We start from the raw sequence: 20,056 nt of genomic DNA on the forward strand, positions 1-20,056 counted from the left end.
TTACGCCTCGCGTCGAATACTACGTTCGCTCGAAAAGCCTTCGGGGTAACGGCGGCGCAGCTTCTCGATATTCTGTGCCATCACCTCACCCATCTGCACGCCCAAGGCATCACAGGCCAGCGCCGCGTACCAGAGCACATCCCCCAACTCCTTGCGCAAGGCATCGGCGTCGAGCGTGTGGCCATGAAACTCGGCCTTCTTCAAGGTATCGGCAAACTCGCCCGCCTCACCACACAAGCCCAGCGCCGCATTGAGTAAACGCTCGCGCTCACTACGTCCCCCCGCCTCAGTCCGTAAGGCGAGAATCTGGTATTCATTCGCATCCATGCACTCAGTTCCTCTTATCTATCCTATTTCACTATCGAAGGCCCATAATCAACCCGTGGATGGTAGATACTCTGCAAACTATTCACAAACGCCTGTTTGATCAGGGCTATTTCACGCATCGTCAAGGACGAATCATCCAACTCGCCCTCGCGGATACGAGTCGAGATGATTGACTGCACCAGATCGTCGAGTGCCTGTGCCCCTGGCGTTGCGCTATTCGCGCCCTCACCGGTAGCCCCAACTGCAAGCAGTTTGCCGTGCTGCGCCTTGGAGCGCACCGTCGCCTCCACCGAATCCGCCAGCATGAGGATGGCCTGTTCCCGCGTGCGCGGGCGCGGGCCAGGGTAGCGAAAATCACGCGGATCAACGCTGTCATGCTGTTGGAGCGCCTGCTCGTAAAAATGGCGAATCAAACCCGTACCGTGGTGGGTGGCAATAAAGTCAATGATCTGTGGCGGCAACCCCGCCGCCTGAGCCATCTTCACCCCCTCGCGCACATGATCGAGAATGATCTGCGCACTCGTCTGGGGATCAAGGTCATTATGTACGTTGGCACGCCCCATCTGATTGTCGGTAAAGAAATAGGGCCGGATGGTTTTGCCAATATCGTGGTAGTAGGCGGCCACGCGCAGCAAGAGCGCGTCGGCATTGATCGCCTCGGCAGCCGCTTCGGCCAAGTTGCCCACCGCTACGCTATGGTAGTAGGTGCCCGGAGCCTCACGAATCAGCTTGCGCAGCAGTGGCCGCGAGGGGTGCGCCAACTCCATCAGTTGCAGTGGCGTCACCTGACCAGCAGCCCGGCTCACCAAGTTAAAGACCCCCAGGGCAAGGATGGTCGAGAAGATACCATTCACTCCGGCGAGCAGTATCCCCGTTAGTGCCTGAATCCCCAACGCAGAGAGGGTATCGGCACGGATGATCGGCTGTTCCAGCATCCAGAAGGCCAGATGCGCTAACGCCACCACCAGACTCACGCTCAGGCCCGCCAATAGAAAGACCGCGATATGATCGGCGTTGCGCACCACAAAGACCGCCACCACACAACTAGCCATCAGACTCAGCGCGAGTGGCAAGGTGCCATCTTGCATAAAGCTGATCGCAACCGTTACCAGCGCCGAGGCCGCCAAGGCAAAACGACCATTAAAGACCACCGCGATGATAATGGCGAGGCTGGCAAGCGGCCAAAAGTAGGTATTCGTTCCCGCAAGCGGGATGACGATCCGGCTCAAGATGAGGGTCAAGACCATCAAGGAGATCAGGACAAAGAGCGAACGCGGATTGTGGGTCGTATCGGTCTGATAGATCAGCCCATACCCAAAGAAGGCGAGCATCATCAGGAGCGCGATCAGGCCACGTCCCGCGATCCCCAACCAACTCAGCGCCAGTGGCATGGCCCCCGTCTGCTGTAACTTCTCAATCGTCTCCGGGCGAATGATCTCGCCCACCCGCACAATACTCTCACCGGCCAGCACGCGCACCTGTTGGGGTAGTACCTTATCACGCGCACTCTGGCGACGCACCGCCGTGGCCTCATCATCCAGCGTGCGATTGACCAGCAAGAACGACTGGGTGAAGAAGAGCGCCAACTCGCGCTGGGTTGGCGAGAGCGTGGTCGTCGCTAGCCAGTAGGTGAGCCAGCGTTCGCGCAACTCAATCAGCGCCTGTTCATCTATCGCATAATCATAGCGATTGAGCGACCGATTGTAGAGACCAATCACCTCCTGGCGCAACGTCGCCCAACTCTCTTGATCCAGAGTCAAGATCAGATCGGCGCGCTCCGCCGAGAGCGCCACCGTCGCATTGGGCAGAGCGGCCAGCGTGTTCAGACGCGCCGCCCGACTGAGCGAGGGATCATCGCGCACACTCGTGATCGTATCGAGCAGCGCATTGAGCGCCGTGCGTTGGTGAATGGGGATCTGGGGGTCGTAGAGATAGACCAGGTTCTCCGGGCTATTCTCAGCCTGCGCCTGACGTTCAGCAGTGAGGATCTCACTGATGTAGGTGGCGTCACGCGGGGCCACGACACTCTGGGGGCTAGGCTGACCAACCTCTAAGCGCCCATACTCACCGGGCAAACTGAGGGTAAGCGCGGCCCAGATACCGAGCCAGAGGATCAGCGCTTCCAGCCCCAGCGCCATGATGGGGCGCTGCGCAACGAGTACAAAGGGGCGCAGCGCCCGTGAAGCGGCGATTCGGATGAGCCAGCGACGCAGCGTTGTATTCATCGCCAAGGCGATTAGTTCCCGGCCAGAAGTTCGCGGGCCACCTGGCTGAGCACGCGGCCCTCAGCTTGGCCCTTGAAGCGCTCCATCAAGACCGGCATCAGTTTACCCATGCTGGATGCACCACTCAAGCCGAGTTCAGCGATCAGGGCCGCGACCTGGGGCCGTAATTCTTCTAGGCTCAACTGCTTGGGCAGATAGATCTCCAACATCTGCGCCTCGGCCTCTTCACTTGCCGCCAGATCCTCACGCCCAGCCTTGTGGTAGATCTCGGCAGCATCACGGCGGCGCTTCACCTCCTTGATGATGATCGCAACTACCGCCGCATCATCAAGCGGCGCGTGGGCATCAGCCGAGATCGCGCTGAGCGCAGCATCACGTGCCTCGGCATCATCGGCGTACTTGGCCTCAATCTCACGCGCCGCCGCGTCATAGCGCTGCTTGGCCGCCTCCAACTGGGCCGTCTGAAGCGCTGCCCGTGTGGTACGAATCAGTTCGACCCGCGCCTTATCGCCACTACGCATGGCGTCTTTGAGATCACTATTGAGTCGTTCATGGAGTAACATATCAGACCTCCGGTGGGGGTTTGGGGGCGGCTGCGCCGCCCCCGAAAATCTTTTTTGGTTGTTATTTGGCGGCGTAGCCGCCAAATAACAACCAACATTGGGATTTGGGGCTTCAGCCCCAAGAACGTTGCCCAGCCCTGGCTCGCTTATAACGTCACTTGGCGCGGATAGACCCGCAACTTCTCGGCGGTAATGATGGCCCGAATCTGGCCAGCGGCTTCATCCAAGTGCGACTCTTGGTTGATCACGATATAGTCGAAGAGCCGGGCCTGCTCCAGTTCGTGCGCAGCAACCGCCAACCGATCCTCGATCTCATCGGCACTCTCGGTGCGGCGCAGGGTTAAGCGGTGGCGTAGTTCATCCAACGATGCGGGGGCGAGGAAGATAAAGAGCGCCTCCGGGGCGATGCGCTTGATCGTCGCCGCACCATCCACATTGATGCGCAGGATCACATCGCGCCCGCTCTCCATCGCTTGGCGTACCTCAAATTTCGGAATGCCCTTATACTGTCCGTAGACATCCGCCCACTCCAGCAGTTCATCATCACGAATCATCTGCTCGAAGCGCTCATTGGTGACAAAGTGGTAGTCGAAACCGTCAATCTCGCCCGGTCGCTTGGGGCGGCTGTTGGCGGTGACGACAAAGTGGAATGGGAACCCCAATTCACGCATCCGCATCAGCACTGAGTCTTTACCGACCCCCGAAGGGCCAGAGATGACGACCAACAACGGTGTGGCGGGTTTACCTTCAAGCAATGGGTTGAGCAATTGCGACATTCGCATCCCTAATCTATGTACTTCGATGCACTGACAATAAGCGCAGTGGCCGATGAGTTGCGCGAAACCATCCTGGGTGGACGCATCCAACGTGTCCTGCTAACTGGCCCGCTCGGTATCGGGCTAGAGATCTACCACCACGGCCAGCGTTATCACCTGCTGGCCTCGGCGCATGCCCAGTTTGCGCGGGTTCATCTGGTGCGTACCCGGCTCAGCCGTGGGGTTGAGCAGGCGACGCCGCTGCTGCTGCTCATGCGTAAATATCTGCTCGGTGGCCGAATTGTGAGTATCGAACAGCCGCACCTTGAACGCATCCTCGTGCTTAGTATAGCCAAACGCGCAGAGACGCGCAACCAAGCCGAGGAAATAGAGGATGCAGAAGGGTTGTTTCCTCCGCCCCAAATCTCCGGGAGCCAATCTCCTCCTCCAGCGGGAGAGGACGAAGGAGGGGACGATGAAGAAGCTGATCCCTGGCCTGATGATGCCGAACAGCCCGCCCTGATCACCTGCGACCTGATCATCGAGCCGATGGATCGGCGTAGTAATATCATTCTGGTGGATGATAACAACCTGGTCATGGAGAGCATCAAGCGCGTGACCCCGCGCATGAGCCAGCGCGTGATCATGCCGCGCCATGTCTACGAGTTGCCACCGGCGCAAGAGAAACGCGATCCTACCCGTGCAATGGGCGAGGGGCTGGCGGGATTGAGCGCGTCGGTGGGGAACGAGTTGGAGAAGGCGCTGGTCGCCACCTACCGGGGGGTCTCGCCCCAAGTGGCCCGCGAAGTCATCTTCCGCAGCCTGGGCCAGCCCAAAGCGCCGATCAGCGCCGATCTGCCCTGGTATAGCCTAGCAGCCCGGCTGCGCGAAATCTTCAGCCCACCCTGGCAACCCTGCCTCGTGCGTGGCCCCGATGGCCCGCTCGCCTATGCCGCATACCACCTAGGGCACCTCGCCAATACCCAAGATGCCCCCAGCATCAGTGCGGTGCTGGAGGAGTTCTATGCTGCCCGCGAGACACTGACCAACCACACCCAACGCCGCAGCGCACTCGCGCAGCAACTCAGCACCGCCGCCGAACGCCTTCAGCACCAACACGACCAGATCCGCGCCGAATTGCGCAAGGCGGGCGATCTTGAGGTGCTGCGCTGGGAGGGCGAGATGATCTTCGCCTTCCTGCACGCACTTCAGCCCGGCCAGACGGTGCTCACGGTTGAAGGCCGCAAGATCCAACTTGATCCGCAGCGCAAACCGGTTGAGCAAGCCCAAGAGCGCTTCAAAGCCTACGACAAGGCCAAGAGTGCGCTGGCCGGGTTGCCCGAACTGCTGGGTCAGGTTGAACTGCGCATCCATGGGGTGGAACAACTACGTGCCCTTCTCCTCCTCAGCGACGACTATGATCAGATCGAGCAGATCGCCATCGAAGCCGAAGAGTTGGGCTACCTGCGCGAACATCCCGATCCAGTGCGTCAGCGCCGCCGACGCAAAACCAGCAAAGCGCGCCCGCTTCAGGTACAATCGAGTGATGGATTCAGCATCGTGATTGGCCGCAGCGCCCGCCAGAACGAGGAGGTCACCTTCCACATCGGGCGGCCCGACGATCTCTGGCTGCATGCACGAGGCATCCATGGCTCCCACGTCATCATCCGCAGTGGCGGCCGCGAGGTTCCCGAAACGACCCTGATCGAAGCGGCGGGTTTGGCGGCCCACTTCAGCCAAGCCGCAGCCGATGCGAATGTCGAGATTGATCTCTGTCGGCGGGTACTAGTGCGCAAGATCGTCGGCGGAGCACCCGGCCTAGTCACCTACCACGCTGAGCGCACACTGCGGGCCGCGCCACGCAAGCCGGGTTCCCCGATCATCCCGTAGGGGAGAAGCATCGCCCTTCAACCAGTTCGTGTTCCTCTGCCACATGGTGGGCGATGCTTCGCCCTTACAAGGAAGTTGACACCCCACGATGAATGGGGTATCGTACCGCCGCACCAACCCAACCCACATATCGGGCCTGCGCCATACGGCAGCCCGCCCAGATCTATGTTTAAGCTGCCATTGCCCGCCACCATCATGGCCGATCTTCAGGCGGTTGATCGGATTGTTCGCGAACGTACCGCATCTCGCTCCGGGGTGATCGGCGTGGCCGAGCCTACGATTCTGCGCCCCGACACCATGCGGCCACGCGCTGCACTGGTGCTACTCGCCGCCCACTTCGGTGAGTACGCGCTAGAACGTACCATCCACGCCGCCGCAGCGGTGGAACTCATCCACGCCGCCACACGCACCCATAACGATCTGATTGATGCCGCCGAGCGACGGCGCGGCCAAACGCGCCAAGGCGATTGGGGCCACGGGCTGTCGCTCATGGTGGGCGATTATCTCTTCGCCCTCGCCGCCGGCGAGATGGCACTCAGCCCAGACCCACGGGTGATCAGTTACTACTCGCAGGCGGTCATGCGGATCTGTGAGAGCGAGCTATCGCCGGTGCCCACCCTGCGCCCACGTGAAGCAGCGCACGCGGCCTACATCGCCCACACCGGCAGTTCAGCCGCCGCGCTCTACGCTGCTGCATGTCAGGCCGGGGCGGCCTGCGGTGGCCTCGCTGCGGAACATGTCGCGGCACTCTATCAGTATGGCCACGAACTCGGTCTGGCGCTCCAGATCAGTACCGAACTGCACGACTTCGCCGACCACACCGAGGCTGGCTCCAGCCTGCGCCGGGGTATCGCCAGCCTACCGCTGATCTTCGCGGCGGAACATGGCGCTGGCGAGCGGCTTGAGGCGGCGCTCAACACCCCCGATAGTGACCACGCCTGGGCCGTGGCCGAGGTGCGCCAGTATGGCCTCGCCCCCGCCCACGCCGTGATGCAAGCACACCTCGGCGCAGCCCGCGCCGCCCTCGTCGGGTTGCCGGAGAACCCGGCACGAGCGGTGTTGGAGGCGGTGGAGGTGTAGAGGCGCGTCGCGCCCTACATTTCTTCCTCTGCGTTCTCTACGGTGGAAAACCGGGCGACACGGGGCGCGTCGCGACGCGCCCCTACCTGCGCATCAACTCCCACACCAAACGCGGATCACCGGCCAAGTTGCGCAACAACAATGCCCGTCGCGCCCGCAACGTCGCACGCTGCCACGGCAAGGCGATGTGCAGGTCGGCAATCTGATCGAGGTGCAGTTGCAAGATGGTGCGCAATAACAGATGCCCCGGACGAGCAGCGGCGGGAACATGCGTCTGGGCCCAATCCAGCAGAAGATCCAAGCCCGCCTGCGCCGTCGCCAACGCCTGCTGCAACACCACCCGTTCAGCCCCGCGCTCGGCCATCACATAGAGCTGTTGGCGCAGCGCCAAAAAGCGCAACAACCCAACCGCCAACGCCCACTCGGCGCGTTCCGCCTCCAACGTCGCCCGCTCACCAAAGGCCGTGTGCAGCACTTCGTCCCACGCCGCCTGCCCCGCCAGCAAATCGGCCTGCATCCGGCCCATGCGCTCCAAACGCTGCTCGCAATCCGGGCGCGGCGCGGCCATATAGTCGAGCACATCCAGCGGAGGCAGCGCAACCGGATCGCGCTGATCGCCAGCCTCACGCCGCAGCGCCGCCTCAGCGGGGGTACGATCCAGCACCGCCAACCACGCCCGCTCCAAGGTGGTGTAGGTACGCAACAGCGCCGCCGGGCTACGCGGGGCACGAACCTCTGCGTAGGTCGCCAACAACGCCGCATGATCCTGCTCAGGATTCCAGGCCAAGCGCGCAAACAGATACGCATTGATCGGCGGCACCAGCCATGGCCGGTCACCCGTCATCAACGCATAAACACTCGTCACCCCCTGGCTACGGTAGTAGGTCAGATCCGCCGCGATCACTGCGGCCAAGGGCGGCGGCGAAGACTTGAAGAGGATACCATCCAGGTAATACTCGAAGAGCGCCACCGTCCCGCCAAACGCAGCCCGATTAGCAGCCAGATCAGCCGCGTGGGGTAGATTGAGGTGGCTCTGCGGATCGCCAAGCCCCTGCGCGTAGGAGCGCGGGCGCGGCGCAAGCAGCGCTTCCACCTGCGGATGCGGGCGCACCACTCGTGGTGCAGTGGCCGTGGTATGATAAGCTAAGTAGCTCAGTTTGGCCTCAGAGCGCAGCGCCGCCAGCGCCTCAGCCAGTGTGTTGATCACCAACAGACTCTGGTCGGAAGCACTAAGCCCCGCACACAGCGGGCAATCGCACCAGCCGCCCGCCAACAGATCATCGGGCCAGAGATGGTAGACCTGCGCTTCGGGGTAGGTGGTAAAGAAGGCGCTGGCATGCTGGCGCAACAGGGCGAGCGTCTGCGGGTTACGCGGGCAGCAATTGTGATCGGGGGTATGGCGACCATCGGCGACGCGGAAGAGATCGGGCTGGGACGCGAAGAGCCGCCGGGGCAAGAGATCGCGCAGATGGTGGCCTCCCAACTCCAGATCAAGACCACGTTCCGCCAAACGCGGCAGCAGCGCCCGCCGCCGCCGTCGCCAGGTCGCCAAGCGACACGCCCCAATCGCCGGGCCATGGTCAATCGTATGGATGAAGATCGTATTCAGGCGATTCTGCGCCGCCCAGACGATCCACGCTTCAGCTTCAGCCAGAAAGAGATCGTGGCCGATCACGAGGCTACGTCGGAGCAGAGCGGGGCGGTCGGCCACACCCTCGGCGGGCAAGATCACCTGCGCAAGGCGCGGGATGACCTCACCGGCAGCCCCCGGCATAACCCAGCGGCACCCCAGCGCCTCCAACAGATCATAGACCGCATAGAGCAGCCCCCGTGGCCCCTCGCCGCGCAGCAACATCCCCGCATGATCGGTGGCGCGCAAGAAGGCATCCCCACCTGACCCATGACGCAACACAATGCGCGGGCCAAGCGCCTGCGCAACCACGGACAACGCCGGGGCACCCATCCGCTGCAAGGTACGCCGCAACTCCTCGGCGGCGAAACGCGCCACCGGATGGGGACTCGTCAGTTCAATCGCCCAACTCGGCGTAAGGGTCAGATCCACCAAGCAGACCTCTTGACAAGATTTTTCTAAGCGCCTCCCGACGGGGGTTCGGGGGCGGCTTCGCCGCCTCCGAAAATCTTTTTTGTTGTTTTTTGGCGGCGTAGCCGCCAAAAAACAACAAAAATTGGGGCTTGGGGCTGCGCCCCAAGAACTTTGCATATGCCCTGGGGTCACGACTACGCCGACGGCGACTGATCCTTGGGTTCCGTCTTTAACATATGCTGCGTAATCCGCACCGTATCATCAACCAACTGATTAAGATTGGTGATCGGCCAGAGCACACTATACAGACCAATCCGGTTGATACTACTCAGCAAATTGAAGGGCCAACGCCCAATATGCTGCCAGTTGATCGCCGCAATATTCTCCAGCAAGCCGGGTAGATGATCGGCAGATGTCGTCCCCATCGGTGGATTCAGCACCGCATCAAGCTGACGGCGCATCTCCTCAGCGCGGGTCAGCACCTGTACGGGGCCAGTACCACGCAAGGCCGCCTGACAGCCAAGGCGATAACCCTGCGCCAGCCGCGCATCGGTCAACCACGTATGTTCAACCTCAGTCGGCTCATTCAACTGATCCGCGCCACTGAGAATCTTACACTCACACATGGTACAGATCCCACTGCCATCGCAGTAGAAACCGATATGGGACGCCTTCCGACGCGCAATCGCCACGATACGTTCACCGAGCTTGGCATCATCGGTGGATTCATCATTGATTTCAACCTGAACCATAGCCAACTCCTGTGCAATACAATCGCCCTGCACAGGTATTGTAACACGCACTTAGCGGCGGTGGGGGTTGGGGCGCAGCCCCACCAAGCGAAAAAGAGACACCAACTCGTTCAAGTGGATACCAGCGGCCAATCCGCACACTCCCTCCTCCCATTCCTAAAGAATACGACACACCATCGTAGCATCTGTCATCCGTTGCTCATCTAACGATCTTCTCAGCCACACAGTGAGTCCCTACAATCAATGTAGGAAGACCCACAGCACGGGCATACAGACGCCAAACAGCCAAACAGGGCGGTGAGCGTCTGATAACAACACAAGCAGCCCAGCGGGCTACTTGGAGAATTGAGGAGGCCATGATCACGCAGCGTATTGACACCCCCAGCCGAACCATCCCCAACCGAGGGACGAGCATGGCACTCCCTCAGCCCAACCGCGACGGCAGCCGTGTCATTGAAGATGAGCAGCCGGATCTTATGGATCTGATGATCCTGGTACAACGCTGTGCGACCGAGAGCGAGCGTTTTTACCGTGGCCAGCCCCATGACACCCGTTTCAGTTATGAACTCTTTCGGCGGGCGCTCGTGGAACGCGATGAGTTAGCATGGGAACAACTCTACCTCCACTACAGTGGCCTAGTAGAAGGCTGGATTCGGCGTAGTGGTGCCTTTGTCAGTAGCGGTGAGAGCAGCGAATATTTTGTGGTAGGTGCCTTCACCAAATTCTGGCGTGCGATCTCTGCCGAACGCTTCGCATCCTTCCCGACCCTCGCCTCGCTGCTACAATACCTCCAACTCTGCTCAACGAGCGTGGTGATTGACAGCGTGCGGGCGCAGTCCTGGTCGGAGATGCTCCCCGAAGAGACCATCACACCAACCCATATGCCCCACTACTCCCCCGACGAAGAGGCCATGAGCCGGGTGGATAGCCAAGAGTTTTGGAGCTTCATCAATACCCAACTCCACAACGAGATTGAGCGCGTCGTCGTCTACTACTCCTTCATCCTCAGTATGACTCCACGCGCCATCTATGCCAAGCGGAGTGATCTCTTCAACAGTGTCAACGATGTATACAACGTCAAACGCAACGTCTTAGGCCGCCTAAGCCGCAACCAACAACTCCGCATGATACTTGCCCAATAGGTCGTGTCGCGACAGAACGCCTCTTCTTATGGAGAAGAGGCGTTCTTTTTGACCAGAACAAACGACATAGCGTAGCAGGTATGTAAAATATAGTCATCCACTGCGTTTCTTACTATACGGCAGGGGGGTTCGGCTGCTGGTACATTGAGGAGCGCATGGCTATGATCATAGATAAGAGCCAGGAGACGGGCTGCGTGGCACCACCTGGATTGAGCAGTAGCGTACTGATGGCGGCGATTGACGGTGAACTTGATGCAGAGACCCAGGCCCACCTCGAAGTATGCCCAAGCTGTGCTACACGCATGCGGCAGATGCGAGAATTTCAGCGTCGGCTACATCTGCGGCTCTACCGGCTCTTTTGCCCAACAACCGATGTACTCGTGGATTATTGTCAAGGGCTACTTGATCCGTATCAACGCGCCCAGATCACCCACCATATTGCGCTCTGCCCCCATTGTGCCAGAGAAGTAGCGCTGATGGAAGCATTAGAACCGATCTCCGATCATAGTGCCCCGCGTGGGGCACTGCTCTGTATGTCGCGCTAGGCGCAAAAAGTCCTTGGGCTGCGCCCCAAACCCTAATTGGGTTGTTTTTTGGCGGCTACGCCGCCAAAAAACAACCTAAAATATCTTCGGGGGAGGCGTAACTTCACACAAAAAAGGGGCTTGGGGCTACGCCCCAAGCCCCTACCGAAGACAACTATACACTACTCAAAATGCTCAGCGATATAGGCGGTCAGATCGGAGACACGGGTCGAGTAGCCCCACTCATTGTCATACCAGGAGACGACCTTGAAGAAGTCGTCGCCCATGGCGATGGTGAGCGGAAGATCGACCATCGTGCTATAGGACATCCCGATGAAGTCGCTGCTGACCAGTTCCTCGTGGCTCACGCCGAGGATACCGTCCATCTCCTCGCTCTCGCTGGCCTCAATGAATGCCTGGTTAATCTCCTCAACCGTGGTGGCGCGGTTCAACAGAACCGAGAAGTCCACCATCGAGACCGTGGCAGTGGGGACACGCACGGCATAACCGTGGAACTTGCCCTTCAGTTCTGGGATCACCAACGAAACAGCCTTGGCGGCCCCGGTGGTGGTGGGTACCATATTGATAGCTGCGGCGCGTGCGCGACGCAGATCCTTATGCACGTTATCCTGAAGATTCTGATCCATCGTATAGGCATGGATCGTCGTCATCAGACCACGCTGAATCCCGAACTTGTCGTTGAGCACCTTGGCCACCGGAGCCAGACAGTTGGTGGTACAGGACGCATTCGAGATGATATGATGCTTCTCGTGATCATACTTGGTCTCGTTGACACCCAAGCAGATCGTCAGATCCTCGCCCTTCGCAGGTGCCGAGATAATCACCTTCTTGGCCCCTGCTTCCAGGTGCGCCTTGGCCTTATCCGCATCGGTGAAGCGGCCAGTTGACTCGATGACAATATCAACCCCCATCTTGCCCCAGGGTAGCGCGGTGGGATCGCGCTCGGCAAGAGCCGCAATCTCATAGTGAACATCATCATAATCAACGATAATCTTATCGTCGGTGACACTCACCTCGCCATCGAAGGGGCCGTAGGTCGAGTCGTACCGCAGCAGATGCGCCAGCGTCTCATTGTCGGTCAGATCGTTAATCGCGACGATCTCGAACTCATCTGGGTGGTACTCGAGCATCGCCTTAAGTGTCTGGCGACCGATCCGACCAAAACCATTGATTGCGACGCGAACCATGAATCGTGCCTCCTTCTCGATACGTAATTACCTCGCAGGCATCTACCGTCGAATTGGGCTCAATCCTATTGAGCCAAGCCGTCAGTAGCCGGTCTAGCGCCATGCCCTCACGAGAAAACGCATAGGATTATAGGCAACATTATAGCACGCTCAAGAGCGCAAGGGAAAGGTGAGTTGCATCCCCTGCGGGCATGGGCAACATCCTTGGGGTTGCACCCCAAACTCCAGTTTTTGGGGGCGGCTGGGGCGGCTGCGCCGCCCATTGACATGAACGTAAGCCTCCCGGCGGGGATTCGGGGGAGGCTTCGCCTTCCCCGAAGAACTTTTTTTCTCGTATTTTGGCGGCTTCGCCGCCAAAATACGAGAAAGAAGCAGGTCTGGGGCTGGGCACCAGACCCCTACGAAAGGTGGACGTAGCACATGCCCGCCAAGGGCATGTGCTACAATTGCGCGTACCATTGGCGCAATCAGCGAGGTGGCAGAATATGATTCTCATGATTATTGTCTTTATAGCCATCGGGGTCCTTGGTTTCATTGGCTTCTCGCGAGGCGTGCGCCGAGGATTGATCGCCTTAGCCGGAACACTTATGAGCGCGGTCTTGATCGATCTCTGGCAAGCGCGCTGGTCTGAATGGTTACGGAGTGAGATCGATCAGTCCCTCTGGATGGTCTTTCTCCTAACCGCCTTGATCTTCCTGGCAGTAGCGCTACTCGTGGGCTATGGAGGTAGCCTGCTCCTACCACACGATCCGCTACGCAAACCCCAAGCACCTACGACGCTGATGGATCGTGGGATCGGTATGTTCCTCGGTGCGCTCAATGCCGCCATCCTCACCAGTTACCTGATGCGCTATGCCAACGATATTTGGCCCGAAGAAGAGGCGCAGGATCTCTTCAGTCAGAATATTGTTACTGATATTCTTAATCAATGGCTGCCCTGGTTCATCCTCGCGATGGTGCTGAGTACGATGATCTTTGTGCTGGTAAAGGGCTATCACCGCATCTCGCAAGCCCTCAAGCAACCCGTCTCGACCATACCACCAATCAAACGCGCACCTATACCTCCGCCCCCCGCCCCTGCGCCTGCCCGCAAAGCCCCCCCGGCTGGGCCGACAATGCCCTCTTCACCGCCGCCCCAACCTAAAGCCTCCCCCCCGGTGGATCATGCTGATCTGGATCGCATCATGCGGGATCTGGATGCGAAGAAGTAGGGGCGAAGCATCGCCCCCACAGACGATGGACGATCCTCCCAGGATGCGCTGGGGCGATGCTTCGCCCCTACGGGATGATTGGGCAATCCAGCACCTCTTGACAAGCACAATGTGATCGTGTAATATACCCCCTAGGGGTATCCGAAAGGGATACACAAGCATAAAAACACCGGGGGTATACCCCGAGGAGGATTGCAATGGCAAAGCCCGTTAAGGTCACAGATGCCGATTTCGAGCAGGCGGTTCTCAAGTCGGACAAGCCGGTGGTGGTAGATTTCTGGGCACCCTGGTGTGGGCCATGCCGGGCCATCACGCCGACGCTCGATAAGCTCGCCGGGGAGTTCGAGGGTAAGCTGACTATCGCCAAGGTCAATACCGATGAGGAGATCCGCTGGGCCGGGCAACTGGGCATTCAGGGCATCCCCACACTAGTCATCTTCAAGGGCGGCAAGGAGGTTCAGCGCCTCGTTGGCCAGAAATCAGAAGGAGCCTACCGCGACATCTTTAATCAGGTGATCGGCTAATCTCGCGGCGATAAGGTTCATGAGCGGAGGCTGCTATGGCCGATCAGGTACGCCCCCTTTCGCCTGAACGACGCCAGGATGTCTTGTTACGTCTGCGGCGCATCGAGGGCCAGGTACGCGGTATTCAGCGGATGGTCGAGGATGACCGCGATTGCCGCGAGATCGTGACCCAGGTGGCGGCGGTGAAGTCGGCCCTCGCGAGTGTCAGTAGCCAGGTGTTGCGCTGTTATGCCCATAATTGCCTGGATAATGAAGAAGAATCCCGCGAGAAGACGATTGCCGATCTTATTCATCTCTTCGAGGGGAAATAGGGTGTGTGTGGCGTAGCGACGCAAAATCTTGCGTCGCGAGACGCAAAATCTTGCGTCGCGAGACGCAAAATCTTGCGTCTCTACGCCACACACCATTTTGCGTCGCTACTCCTCGGTCTCCCAACCTTCTTGTTCGGCCAACTCGCGTAGCCCGCGTGCAAGGCTCTCCAACTGCTTGAGCAGTAGCCGTAGTTTGAAGGGTGCCCCGTCATCGGCCTTAACCCACTTGTGGAGGTCGCCTTCGGCGTAGGCGCGTGTGATGCGGTCGGTCTCGTCTACCATCTGATCGAGCGAGCGAATACGGAAAACCCGCGCCTTGTTTTTCGGCTGGTTCTCGATGGTCTCTTCCTCGACCCGCAGGTAGCCCTGCTCCTCGCCTTGCTCCGCTTCTTCATCCTCCCAGAAACCCGCCTCGCTCTCGGCTTGGTCTACGGCGGCGATGCTCGTTTTGCCCAACGGCCCACCACCGATACCCCCCTCCGGTGTGCTGAGGGTGGTGCGTAGTTGTTCGCCCTGCTCCAATGCCTGGAGCGCGGTCTCTAGGGTTAGGTTGGGGTTGGCAGCAAAGTAGGCCACTAATTTGCTCAGTTCGGCCGCCGACATGCCCTCTTCGACGGCAAACCGGGCTAGTTCGATCTGGGTGCGCGGGCTACTCACCCGGCGTAGATGCTGGGCCTGGGTGACGTTCAGTTCGCCACGCCGAATGAGCTCTTGTACCTCGTCGGGGAGATCGAGCAGCCCCAGGTAGCGCCGCACGGTGCGCCCGCTAAAACCGACGGCCTCGCCTACCAGTTCATCAAGCTCGCTCTCGGCCAACTTGCCGCGTTCGGCAATGATGCGCGTGCGCAGCCGTGCATAGGCGCGTGCCTGCTCAACATCGTTGAGGTCTTGACGCTGCACATTCTCGATCAGTTGGCGTAAGAGGAGATCTGGATCGTCAGCATCGAGCACAATGCAGGGTAGCCGTTCCAGGCCCAGTTGCAGCGCCGCTGCACGCCGCCGCCCACCGTACACAACCCGATAGCGCCCGTTCCCTACTTCAACCACCCCAAGCGGCTGGAGCAACCCACGCTCAGCCATGGTGGCCGCCAAACCCGCAACATCCCCTGGATCTTCCCGCACGCCGTCTGGGTCGGTCTCAAGCTGGCGGGGGTCGAGATAGAGCAACTGCATTGCAGAGATCTCCTTAGATAAACACATTTGTTTGCTATTATACCACGAGACGCAGCGCACCCGAACACACCTCAACCTGAACGCGGGTCGCCGCTGTGGCCACCACCTCGCCATCGGTAGCGACGGGGATACCCTGCGGGCACGTCACCTCGATCTGGCGGGCGCGGCCCATGGTGGCCACGCGCAGCGTCGTGTGGCTACCCTCCATCAGTTTGGGGATGTAGCGGATGATCTGGTCGAGGCGGAGTTTATTCACGATACAGAGATCGAGCATACCATCATCAATCTCGGCTTCGGGGGTCATCCAAAAGCCACCGCCCTGACAACGGCCATTTCCCACACTTGCAAAGAGCAAGCGCCGCCGCACCTCGTAGTCATCGTAGCGTACACGCATCACGTGAGCTTTGTACTGCGTCAATGCCCGGATGATGGCCATCAAATAGACCGCAAAGCCCTTGATCGCCGTCAGTTTGAGGCTCTCAACAGAGACCTGAGCGTCCAAGCCCATGCCGAGGCCATTGATGAAGTAGCGCTGCTCCGTGCCCAGCGGCGACTCAACCGTGATTCGGCCCAGGTCAATCGGGCGGGTACGCCCCGCCGCCAGCCGCCGCACCGCCCCAAGCAGATCGTTGGGTTCCCAGCCATCCAAGACCTTCACAAAATCACTGCCGGTACCGAGCGGCACAATCCCCAAACTGGCACTCTGGCCAAAACGCTCCTGGCCACCCATCAGGCCATTCACCACCTCGTTGATGGTACCATCACCACCCACCGCGACCACACAGGTATAGCCGCGTGCGATGGCCTGGAAGGTCAATTCGGTAGCCCCGCCACGGGCATGGGTCTCGATTATATCAAATGGCACCCCAACTTCATGCAGCAATGCCTCCAACTCAGCCCGCCGCTGCCCCGCCATCCCGCGCCCAGCCCATGGATTGAGAATGACCCCGATCTTGGTCATGCTGTGCCTCCTCTTTTGGCCTTGGAGGGGCGAAGCATCGCCTTCCAAGCAAGATCGTGTTTCCCGGCCACATGGAGGGCATTGCTTCGCCTCTATAGAACTCAAGTTAAGCAGATTTCCGCTAGGAGCTACGCCCCAGACTCGCTTTTTTCTCGTAGGTTGGCGGCTTCGCCGCCAACCTACGAGAAAAAAAGTTCTTCGGGGCGGCGCAGCCTCCGCCGAATCCCCACCGGAGGTGAGGTTGCACATGCCCTAGTACAACCATACCCGATCTTGCCGAAAGAGACACACGATGCTATAATTTGCCAACAACATGCTTGCATATATGCAAAAGTAGTTCCTGACACCTATCAACCCACCAATGGCCGGGAGGTACGTGTGGCCTCCCCGCGTAAGGAGCCAAGTATGGCAGGGATTCATCCGCTTCGTAGAGCGGCCGCAGCCGAGCCACGTTATGTACAACTTGGGGGACAAGCTGTACATATCTTTCGCTTCGCCGCCCCACCAAATCTAGCCTACGAATATTTCTGCGATGTCCCCGCCGTCTTCTCGCTCCTCCCCGATGCGCTTGAGGTCTACCCCTATGCGACCGACCGCTACCGGTTGGTGGTGGGTGCCACCGATGGGCATGGCCACACCATGGCGGGGGTCTTCGATCTGATCACCATCCACGAGCCGGGTGAGGCGATCCGCGTGGTTCCCGATGAGCATGGCCCACCGATCAATATGCCGGGGCTGATCTTTAGTGGCTTCCTCGCCGCTGAAGCGGTCTTCTACCCCGATCAGCATGGCACATCGGTGGAGTATACGGTCAATATCGAGATGGATATTCCCATCCCCTCCATGCTGTGCATGATGCCCCACCAAGTGCTTCAAGGTCTCGGTGAGAAGGGCATGGAGTTGAAGATGAACCATATGATTACCGGCTTCACCCGCAGTGTGACCAACGATTTCCATACGTGGGTGCGGGGCGGGTAATCACTCCTGCGAAAGCAGAGAAGGGCGCAGCAACATTTGGTTGCTGCGCCCTTCTCCATATTCACGCTCACGCCTCTACCAGCGCCGCCCTCCCCCCACTTCATTGAAATATAAGACTTCGGCCTTGAAGGTTGCGGTGCCAACCGTTAAGAGATCACCTTCATTAATACGTTGTTGCCCGCGCACGGGTACTCCATTGAGAAAGACCTGGGCGTTCATGTCGAGCGGAATGATGAACCAGTGATCAAGAACGACCCGAATCTGGGCATGCTGAGGGAGAATGTGGCGATCATGCAGCACCAGATCGCAGTCATTCGCACTCCCGATCAACATCTGCCGCCCGGTAATGGGCATCTGGATACCAACCCGCGACCCAGAGATCCCGGTAAGGAACAGTGACTTTGCCATAGCAGATCCCTTCCCTGGAGTGGACATTACTTGTATGGTGATGCATTAAAAATAGAGCGGATATCCATTGTAGCACGCATACAAGGCAATGACAATAGGGGATCTATTCATCCTTGGGTAAGGAAACTCCATCATCGCCGGGTTGCCTGATCATCCCGTAGGGGCGATGCTTCGCCCCTACTCGGCCCGTTTCAGGTACTCGATCACCCCGGCGGCCCCTAGGCGTAGCTCCAACCCCAACACATGCTCCAGCGCTGGTCGGTAGGGATGCGGGGCGTTGATCATGCGCTGGGCCGCCAGATCACACCCGATCCAGCGCAGGTGGTGGTACGCGACCCATTCGGCGAAGCCTTCGCGCAGTACTTCATCGTGGAGCAAGGGGCAAAACTCGGTTTGCCAAGCATGGGCATATTCGTGGGCTACGGTGGTACGGAAGGTAAGTTTGGGTAGCCCGTAGAGCATGTAGATGGTGCGCAGGTGTCCGGCGCGCTGGTAGAGGCCCAGGATGTCCGCACCCTCGGCGGGAAGACGCCCGCCCTGGCCGCGAATCTGGGCCATGGTTGGCGCATCCACCACGCGGAAGGCAACCCCCACATTCAGGCGTAAGCCAAACTGATTGATCAGCGCCGCCACGGTCTGGTGGAAGATCTGCTCAGCCGCGTGGGGATCGTAGATCGCCGTGGCATGGCATGCCGCGCACTGCCGCCGCCCATCGTGCAGGCTCCAGTGCTGGTTGCCCAAGGGGGCACCGCAGGTGGCACAGCGCGGGCGGCTGGCAATACAGTCGGGACAGTAGCGCTCAGGACGGTCAATCAGGCCAAAGAAGACCGCCCCAAGCGGTTCGCCACAACTGGCACAGATTGTGGGTTCATGGCGGGGCATCGTTTAGCCTGGATTGGAAAGGAAGGCGCGAACTAGGCGGGCAAATTCGGCGGGGCGTTCGTCCTGTACCAGCATTGAGGCGCGGTCAATCACCTCTAGGCGGGCACGGCTGTTCATCTGCACAAACTCGTCGGCTTTGCGTAGCGGGGTGGTGGTGGCCTGCCGTCCCCAGATCACCAGGATGGGCATGCGCAGTTGCGGGTAGACCGCCGCAATATCGCAGGTGAGCAACCCACTCACAAAGCAGACCGGGGCATGCTCGCTGCCCGGAATCTGCGCCGGGGCGTAGAAACCGGCCATCGTCTCTGGGGTAAAGGTTGCGGGATCGTTATAGGCTTGGCGCGCCAGGAAGAAGCGCATGCTGCGCTCGCTGGTCAGTTGGCGGAAGACCCACAGCCCCAAGGGGCCATCGAGCAGCCGGTACAACCCCCAGTTGAAGGCACCGGGCGGGGTGGAAAGTTGCGAGATCCCCACCGGGCAGGCGAGCACCAAGGCGCTAACAAGATCGGGTACCCGTGCGGCAGCGGCAATCGCGTAGGCTGCGCCGAGCGAACTCGCGATCAGCACCGTGGGTGACCCGATGCGCTCCAGTTGCGCCACCGTCTGATCAATATAGTCCTCGGCCTGATAGACTCGCGCCGGACGATCTGAGTTTCCGTAGCCCAACAGATCGAAGGCATGCATGGTATAGTCGGACTGCAATTGGGTGAAGGGACCACGCATCTCAAATGCCGAAGCGGCGGCATTGATGCTATGCACCAGCAACATCGGCTGGCCATTCCCAGCGCGGTAGGTCGCAATACGATGGCCGCGCCAAGTGTCGTACTCGGGTTGGACAGGCAGAAGGGGCAGGGGCTGTTGAGCATTCATGGTACGGTTCCTGCAAACATTCCTCTGGTGGGGCTGGGGCGGCTGCGCCGCCCCAGAAGATTTTTTGTTGTTTTTTGGCGGCGCAGCCGCCAAAAAACAACAAAAATTGGGGTTTGGGGCTTCAGCCCCAAAGACTTTGCCCATGCCCGTTACCGGGCATGCCTACACCGGCACAGGTCGGCGTATAATACGATTATAATATGAGCGCGATGGTTGTGCTTGCCTGAG

General features: G+C 59.6%; 20 protein-coding genes. 8 read left to right on the top strand and 12 right to left on the bottom strand.

Annotated features, from left to right (window positions below; translation table 11 throughout):
- The 4 genes from EKD03_RS02370 to EKD03_RS02385 all read right to left on the bottom strand — a co-directional run bounded on the left by EKD03_RS02370 (window position 1) and on the right by EKD03_RS02385 (window position 3,891).
- The gene (locus EKD03_RS02370) at window positions 1-327 is read right to left on the bottom strand and encodes a nucleoside triphosphate pyrophosphohydrolase family protein (protein WP_129626915.1); all 327 of its coding nucleotides are present in this window, start codon (window positions 325-327) and stop codon (window positions 1-3) included.
- Window positions 328-350: 23 nt separating this feature from the next.
- A complete protein-coding gene (locus tag EKD03_RS02375; protein WP_129627182.1) occupies window positions 351-2,552 on the bottom strand; it encodes an HD family phosphohydrolase in 2,202 nt (733 codons plus the stop codon).
- 11 nt (window positions 2,553-2,563) lie between these two features.
- Window positions 2,564-3,115: a GatB/YqeY domain-containing protein gene (locus tag EKD03_RS02380; protein ID WP_129626917.1), complete on the bottom strand. Its 552-nt coding sequence runs from the start codon at window positions 3,113-3,115 to the stop codon at window positions 2,564-2,566.
- 146 nt (window positions 3,116-3,261) lie between these two features.
- Entirely contained in the window at window positions 3,262-3,891 is a 630-nt protein-coding gene (locus EKD03_RS02385) for a guanylate kinase (protein ID WP_129626919.1), read from the bottom strand.
- A 15-nt stretch (window positions 3,892-3,906) separates the two neighbouring features.
- On the opposite strand from EKD03_RS02385, the gene EKD03_RS02390 reads away from it, so the two are divergent.
- Both EKD03_RS02390 and EKD03_RS02395 read left to right on the top strand, forming a co-directional pair.
- Window positions 3,907-5,760, top strand: coding sequence for an Rqc2 family fibronectin-binding protein (locus EKD03_RS02390; RefSeq protein WP_129626921.1), 1,854 nt, complete (start codon window positions 3,907-3,909; stop codon window positions 5,758-5,760).
- Between the two features lie 165 nt (window positions 5,761-5,925).
- The gene (locus EKD03_RS02395; protein WP_129626923.1) at window positions 5,926-6,840 is read left to right on the top strand and encodes a polyprenyl synthetase family protein; all 915 of its coding nucleotides are present in this window, start codon (window positions 5,926-5,928) and stop codon (window positions 6,838-6,840) included.
- 82 nt (window positions 6,841-6,922) lie between these two features.
- Here EKD03_RS02395 and EKD03_RS02400 read toward each other — a convergent pair whose 3' ends face one another.
- On the bottom strand, window positions 6,923-8,902 hold the full coding sequence (locus EKD03_RS02400) for a DUF4838 domain-containing protein (protein WP_129626926.1): 1,980 nt from the start codon (window positions 8,900-8,902) through the stop codon (window positions 6,923-6,925).
- A gap of 176 nt (window positions 8,903-9,078) precedes the next feature.
- The gene (locus EKD03_RS02405) at window positions 9,079-9,636 is read right to left on the bottom strand and encodes a 2Fe-2S iron-sulfur cluster-binding protein (RefSeq protein WP_129626928.1); all 558 of its coding nucleotides are present in this window, start codon (window positions 9,634-9,636) and stop codon (window positions 9,079-9,081) included.
- Window positions 9,637-9,992: 356 nt separating this feature from the next.
- Here EKD03_RS02405 and EKD03_RS02410 point away from each other — a divergent pair, with 356 nt between their 5' ends.
- Together EKD03_RS02410 and EKD03_RS02415 are read left to right on the top strand one after the other, a co-directional pair.
- Window positions 9,993-10,778 carry an RNA polymerase sigma factor gene (locus tag EKD03_RS02410; RefSeq protein ID WP_129626930.1) on the top strand — a complete coding sequence of 262 codons (786 nt, stop codon included), beginning with the start codon at window positions 9,993-9,995 and terminating at the stop codon, window positions 10,776-10,778.
- A 155-nt stretch (window positions 10,779-10,933) separates the two neighbouring features.
- Entirely contained in the window at window positions 10,934-11,323 is a 390-nt protein-coding gene (locus tag EKD03_RS02415) for a hypothetical protein (protein WP_129626932.1), read from the top strand.
- A 161-nt stretch (window positions 11,324-11,484) separates the two neighbouring features.
- Here EKD03_RS02415 and gap read toward each other — a convergent pair whose 3' ends face one another.
- Entirely contained in the window at window positions 11,485-12,510 is a 1,026-nt protein-coding gene (gene gap, locus EKD03_RS02420) for a type I glyceraldehyde-3-phosphate dehydrogenase (RefSeq protein ID WP_129626935.1), read from the bottom strand.
- A 485-nt stretch (window positions 12,511-12,995) separates the two neighbouring features.
- Between gap and EKD03_RS02430 the strand changes: the two genes are divergently transcribed.
- The 3 genes from EKD03_RS02430 (at window position 12,996) to EKD03_RS02440 (ending at window position 14,556) form a co-directional block, all read left to right on the top strand.
- Entirely contained in the window at window positions 12,996-13,721 is a 726-nt protein-coding gene (locus tag EKD03_RS02430; protein WP_129626939.1) for a CvpA family protein, read from the top strand.
- A 197-nt stretch (window positions 13,722-13,918) separates the two neighbouring features.
- The gene (gene trxA / locus EKD03_RS02435) at window positions 13,919-14,245 is read left to right on the top strand and encodes a thioredoxin (RefSeq protein ID WP_129626941.1); all 327 of its coding nucleotides are present in this window, start codon (window positions 13,919-13,921) and stop codon (window positions 14,243-14,245) included.
- 35 nt (window positions 14,246-14,280) lie between these two features.
- Window positions 14,281-14,556, top strand: coding sequence for a metal-sensitive transcriptional regulator (locus tag EKD03_RS02440; RefSeq protein ID WP_129626943.1), 276 nt, complete (start codon window positions 14,281-14,283; stop codon window positions 14,554-14,556).
- A 105-nt stretch (window positions 14,557-14,661) separates the two neighbouring features.
- Here the strand turns inward: EKD03_RS02440 and EKD03_RS02445 are convergent, their stop codons facing one another.
- Window positions 14,662-15,729 (bottom strand): ParB/RepB/Spo0J family partition protein, encoded by a 1,068-nt coding sequence (locus tag EKD03_RS02445; protein WP_129626945.1) that lies wholly within the window; start codon window positions 15,727-15,729, stop codon window positions 14,662-14,664.
- Window positions 15,730-15,766: 37 nt separating this feature from the next.
- Entirely contained in the window at window positions 15,767-16,690 is a 924-nt protein-coding gene (locus tag EKD03_RS02450) for a diacylglycerol/lipid kinase family protein (RefSeq protein WP_129626947.1), read from the bottom strand.
- A 405-nt stretch (window positions 16,691-17,095) separates the two neighbouring features.
- Here EKD03_RS02450 and EKD03_RS02455 point away from each other — a divergent pair, with 405 nt between their 5' ends.
- Window positions 17,096-17,668: a DUF1997 domain-containing protein gene (locus EKD03_RS02455; protein ID WP_238613340.1), complete on the top strand. Its 573-nt coding sequence runs from the start codon at window positions 17,096-17,098 to the stop codon at window positions 17,666-17,668.
- Window positions 17,669-17,743: 75 nt separating this feature from the next.
- Here the strand turns inward: EKD03_RS02455 and EKD03_RS02460 are convergent, their stop codons facing one another.
- From EKD03_RS02460 to EKD03_RS02470, 3 genes are all read right to left on the bottom strand, one after another.
- On the bottom strand, window positions 17,744-18,076 hold the full coding sequence (locus EKD03_RS02460) for an FHA domain-containing protein (RefSeq protein WP_129626949.1): 333 nt from the start codon (window positions 18,074-18,076) through the stop codon (window positions 17,744-17,746).
- A gap of 177 nt (window positions 18,077-18,253) precedes the next feature.
- A complete protein-coding gene (locus tag EKD03_RS02465; protein WP_129626951.1) occupies window positions 18,254-18,958 on the bottom strand; it encodes a protein DA1 in 705 nt (234 codons plus the stop codon).
- A 3-nt stretch (window positions 18,959-18,961) separates the two neighbouring features.
- Complete coding sequence (locus EKD03_RS02470) at window positions 18,962-19,828, bottom strand: alpha/beta fold hydrolase (RefSeq protein WP_129626953.1); 867 nt, start codon at window positions 19,826-19,828, stop codon at window positions 18,962-18,964.
- Window positions 19,829-20,056 lie beyond the last annotated feature (228 nt).

It is taken from the genome of Candidatus Oscillochloris fontis (assembly GCF_004138135.1).
Lineage (GTDB): Bacteria > Chloroflexota > Chloroflexia > Chloroflexales > Chloroflexaceae > Oscillochloris > Oscillochloris fontis.